This window comes from Mycobacterium simulans (genome assembly GCF_900232995.1).
In the GTDB taxonomy this organism is placed as follows: domain Bacteria; phylum Actinomycetota; class Actinomycetes; order Mycobacteriales; family Mycobacteriaceae; genus Mycobacterium; species Mycobacterium simulans.
This window is the reverse complement of the sequence record NZ_OCVX01000005.1, coordinates 570,446-574,930: the sequence shown is the minus strand read 5'-3', so window position 1 is coordinate 574,930 and position 4,485 is coordinate 570,446. Positions and strand designations below refer to the sequence as shown.

Here is a 4,485-nt window from a genome sequence, read left to right as displayed (position 1 = left end):
CACCCACCACCACTCCGCCCGTAACCACCACCACGACCACCCCGCCTCCGTTCACCCTGCCGCCGCCGCCGTGCCTGCTGCCGCCGCCTTTCTGTCCTCCGAGCACGACCCCGCCGCCGGAGCCCGGGCCGGGCCCAGTGCCAAACATGACGCCCCCGGCCAGCTGAATTTCGCGTGCCAGCGAATCGCACCGCTACACTGGCGTGCCGTGATGATCACCCTGGACCATGTCACCAAGCAGTACAAATCGTCGGCACGTCCGGCGCTGGATGACGTCAACGTCAAAATCGACAAGGGTGAGTTCGTCTTCCTGATCGGCCCTTCGGGTTCGGGTAAGTCGACATTCATGCGGCTGCTGCTGGCCGCGGACACGCCGACAACCGGCGACATCCGAGTCTCGAAGTTTCATGTCAACAAGCTCCGCGGCCGCCACGTGCCGAAGCTGCGCCAGGTGATCGGCTGCGTCTTCCAGGACTTCCGTTTGCTGCAGCAAAAGACGGTCTACGACAACGTCGCCTTCGCGCTGGAGGTGATCGGCAAACGCACCGACGCGATCAACCGGGTGGTGCCCGAGGTGCTCGAGACGGTGGGCTTGTCGGGCAAGGCCAACCGGCTGCCACATGAGCTCTCGGGTGGCGAGCAGCAGCGCGTCGCGATCGCCCGCGCATTTGTCAACCGGCCGCTGGTACTACTGGCCGACGAGCCCACTGGCAACCTCGACCCAGATACCAGTAAGGACATCATGGATTTGTTGGAGCGGATCAACCGCACCGGAACGACGGTGCTGATGGCCACACACGACCACCACATCGTCGACTCGATGCGGCAGCGAGTGGTCGAGTTGTCACTGGGCCGGCTGGTTCGCGACGAACAGCGTGGTGTCTATGGGATGGATCGCTAAGTGCGATTCGGCTTCCTGCTCAACGAGGTCCTCACCGGCTTTCGTCGCAATGTCACGATGACCATTGCGATGATCCTGACGACAGCGATCTCGATCGGCCTGTTCGGCGGCGGTTTGCTGGTAGTTTTGCTGGCCGACCACTCCCGCGCCATTTACCTCGACCGAGTCGAGACGCAGGTGTTCCTCACCGACGACGTCTCCGCCAACGACCCATCCTGCGACGCCAACCCGTGTAAGGCGCTGCGGGAGCGGATCGAAGGGCGACAAGACGTCAAATCCGTGCGGTTCCTCAACCGCCAGCAGGCCTACGACGATGCCATTCGGAAGTTTCCGCAGTACAAGGACGTCGCCGGCAAGGACTCCTTTCCGGCGTCGTTCATCGTCAAGCTGAACAACCCCGAGCAGCACAAAGACTTCGACTCCGCAATGCAGGGTCAGCCCGGGGTGCTTTCGGTGCTGAATCAAAAGGATCTGATCGACCGATTGTTCGCGGTGCTGGACGGTTTGAGTAAGGCGGCTTTCGCCGTGGCGCTGGTTCAGGCCGTCGGTGCGATTCTGTTGATCGCCAACATGGTCCAAGTGGCTGCCTATACGCGGCGCACCGAGATCGGCATCATGCGCCTGGTCGGCGCGAGCCGCTGGTATACCCAGTTGCCCTTTCTGGTGGAGGCGACGCTGGCCGCGACTTTCGGTGTGGTCATCGCGATCGCCGGCTTGATGTTGGTGCGGGCGTTGTTCCTGGACAATGCGCTCAACCAGTTCTATCAAGCAAATCTGATAGCCCGAGTCGACTATGCCGACATTCTCTATATATCCCCATTCCTGCTCTTGCTGGGCGTGGCGATGGCCGGCGTGACGGCATACATAACGTTGCGCATATACGTACGGCGGTAGCGGTGTCCAAGAAGCCTGGCGCGGCTAAGGGGACTAAGGGGACTGGCAAACAGATCATCGCCAGCAACCGCAAAGCCCGTCACAACTACTCGATCATCGAGGTGTACGAAGCCGGCGTCTCACTACAGGGGACTGAGGTGAAGAGCCTGCGGGAGGGGCACGCGTCCCTGGTCGACGCGTTCGCTACCGTCGACGACGGTGAAATCTGGCTACGCAATCTGCACATCCCCGAATACCAGCACGGCAGCTGGACCAATCACGAACCGCGGCGCAACCGCAAGTTGCTGCTGCACCGCCGCCAGATCGACACCCTGATCGGCAAGATCCGCGAAGGCAACTTCGCGCTGGTGCCGTTGTCGCTGTACTTCACCGAGGGCAAGGTCAAGGTCGAACTCGCGTTGGCGCGCGGCAAGCAAGCGCACGACAAGCGCCAGGACATGGCCCGCCGCGACGCCCAACGTGAGGTGCTGCGCGAGCTGGGCCGTCGCGCCAAGGGCATGTGATTCGGGCCTACTATTCGACCATGGCCGATCGTCCCGTCACCCAACTCGACAAATCCGATGTTTTAGCTGGCCTTTTTGCCGTATGGGACGACATCGGTGTTCTGCTGGACGAGTTGGCCGAAACGGACTGGCAGGCGCCGTCACCGCTACCCGGCTGGGATGTGAAAGCCGTGGTATCGCACATGATCGGCACCGAGTCGTTCCTGGCCGGCGTCGCCGCACCCCAGCCGGACATCGATGTCTCGACGCTTGAGCATGTCCGCAACGACATCGGCGCGATGAATGAGTGCTGGGTGCGCCATCTCAGCGGGGAGTCGGGCGCCGAGGTGGTTGCGCGGTTTCGTGCGGTGACCAATGCTCGGCGCACGGTTTTGGAGAGCCTGTCCGCCGACGACTGGAACGCGGTGACGCCGACGCCGGCGGGTCCGGACACCTATGGGCGGTTCATGCGCGTCCGGGTCTTCGACTGCTGGATGCATGAGCAAGACATCCGGGTTGGGTTGAACCGGCCGTCGTCCGATGAGGAGCTCGCCGGGCCGGCGTCACAACTGGCCCTCGACGAGATCTCGTCCACCATGGGGTTCGTCGTCGGTAAGCGCGGCAACGCGCCTGACGGATCCCGGGTCCTGTTCGAGCTGACCGGCCCGCTGGCCCGTACCGTCCGCGTCTCCGTCGACGGTCGCGCCCAGGTAGTCGACGACTTCGGCGGGCAGGACCCGACGGCGACGGTCCGGCTGGACGGGCTGCAGTTCACCAGGCTCGCCGGTGGTCGCCCGATGTACGCGGGGCGCGGTCAGGACATTGCGCTTGAGGGCGACCAGGATGTCGCTCAGCGAATCGTCGAGCGGCTGAACTTCGTGATCTGATCGGGAAGTTAATTCCGTTGTCGGTTGTTGGTAGCGGCGTACCATTGATGGTCCTGCCGAAAGTCGGCGGGGATGCGAGGGGCTGAACGGTTTCGACTTCGCGCATCGAATCAAGGGAAGCGTGCCGGTGCAGGCAAGAGACCACCGTAAGCGTCGTTGCAACCAATTAAGCGCCGAGAACACTCAGCGCGACTTCGCTCTCGCTGCCTAAGCGACAGCAAGTCCGTCAGACCGGGAAAGCCCTCGACCCGGACCCTGGCGTCATCTAGAGGGATCCACCGATGAGTTCGGTCGCGGGACTCATCGGGACACCAACAGCGACTGGGATCGTCATCTCGGCTAGTTCGCGTGACCGGGAGATCCGAGCAGAGACATAGCGAACTGCGCACGGAGAAGCCTTGAGGGAATGCCGTAGGACCCGGGTTCGATTCCCGGCAGCTCCACGAGAGCGACAACGCTACGCAGCAGTCCAGAACGGGGTTTCGGCGGAAGTCGGAAACCCTTCGTTCTGTAATTGTGTGCAAGCCGCGACGCTCTGCAGGGCGCCCGGGCCGGGCAGCAACCACACAATTTCGTGTTACGTTAATCGTGTGAGGCCGACGAAGGTCCACGACTCGGCCCTCAAGCGCGAGTACACCGAGGACGACATACGACACGCCCTAGAGCACGTCCACATTTCCTACGACGTAATCGACGACGAGCCGCCTCGGACCTGGGTGTTCCGCTTCACGGCGAAGGGAATCCTGGTGGAAATGATCGTGCTCCATAAAGCCCAGGAAGACCTTGTGATCCATTGCATGAAGGCCCGAAAGGGCGAACTCGACAAAGCCCTCCGCATCTCAGGAGGCAGGTAGTGACATGGCAAAACCGTTGAAGAAAGTGGCCACGACGAAGAAGGCCTCGAAGAAAGTCGTCGCGGCGAAGAGTCCGACAAAGAAAGCCGCTGCGAAGGCGTTGGTTCAGGCCCCGGCCAAACGCGGGGCCAAGAAGGTGCCAGCCGAAAAGGCGGTTTCCACAGGGATGTTTACGGGCCGTGCGGTGAAGGCCCCAACCCGGATCCCGCCCGCGTTCAGCAGCCCTTTATCGATCACGCCGCATCGGCGGGCTCAGGGCAGCGATCCGCGCCCCCTGCCCCCGGCGGGGGGCGCGGGCACGCTCGAACGGTTGGTCGCTGGAGCTGGAGAAGGGATTCCTCCCGAAAAGCCACGTCCGCGGGGGCGGCCCGCCAACCGCGACGAAACGGGAAACACCGATTCCGGTTGGCCCCCCCGCGGCCGCGTTGACCCGGGCGGGGGGCGGTCCCGGATCGCCGGTGGGCGGG

Annotated in this window: 5 protein-coding genes, 1 other RNA gene and 1 pseudogene; all 7 read left to right on the top strand. The window is 63.2% G+C overall.

The genetic code is table 11. The features are described from left to right. The first annotated feature begins 211 nt into the window (after positions 1-211). Positions 212-901 carry a cell division ATP-binding protein FtsE gene (gene ftsE / locus MSIMFI_RS21255; protein ID WP_186245632.1) on the top strand — a complete coding sequence of 230 codons (690 nt, stop codon included), beginning with the start codon at positions 212-214 and terminating at the stop codon, positions 899-901. Then, entirely contained in the window at positions 902-1,795 is an 894-nt protein-coding gene (gene ftsX / locus MSIMFI_RS21250) for a permease-like cell division protein FtsX (protein WP_191499000.1), read from the top strand. Between the two features lie 2 nt (positions 1,796-1,797). Beyond that, on the top strand, positions 1,798-2,298 hold the full coding sequence (smpB, locus tag MSIMFI_RS21245) for an SsrA-binding protein SmpB (RefSeq protein WP_191498999.1): 501 nt from the start codon (positions 1,798-1,800) through the stop codon (positions 2,296-2,298). Between the two features lie 20 nt (positions 2,299-2,318). Then, positions 2,319-3,164: a maleylpyruvate isomerase family mycothiol-dependent enzyme gene (locus MSIMFI_RS21240; protein WP_191498998.1), complete on the top strand. Its 846-nt coding sequence runs from the start codon at positions 2,319-2,321 to the stop codon at positions 3,162-3,164. 78 nt (positions 3,165-3,242) lie between these two features. Beyond that, positions 3,243-3,610, top strand: a transfer-messenger RNA (tmRNA) gene (ssrA, locus tag MSIMFI_RS21235). A 144-nt stretch (positions 3,611-3,754) separates the two neighbouring features. Continuing rightward, entirely contained in the window at positions 3,755-4,018 is a 264-nt protein-coding gene (locus MSIMFI_RS21230) for a hypothetical protein (RefSeq protein ID WP_191498997.1), read from the top strand. A 4-nt stretch (positions 4,019-4,022) separates the two neighbouring features. Further along, positions 4,023-4,485 (top strand): annotated as a pseudogene (locus tag MSIMFI_RS28410) (hypothetical protein); the annotation flags it as partial.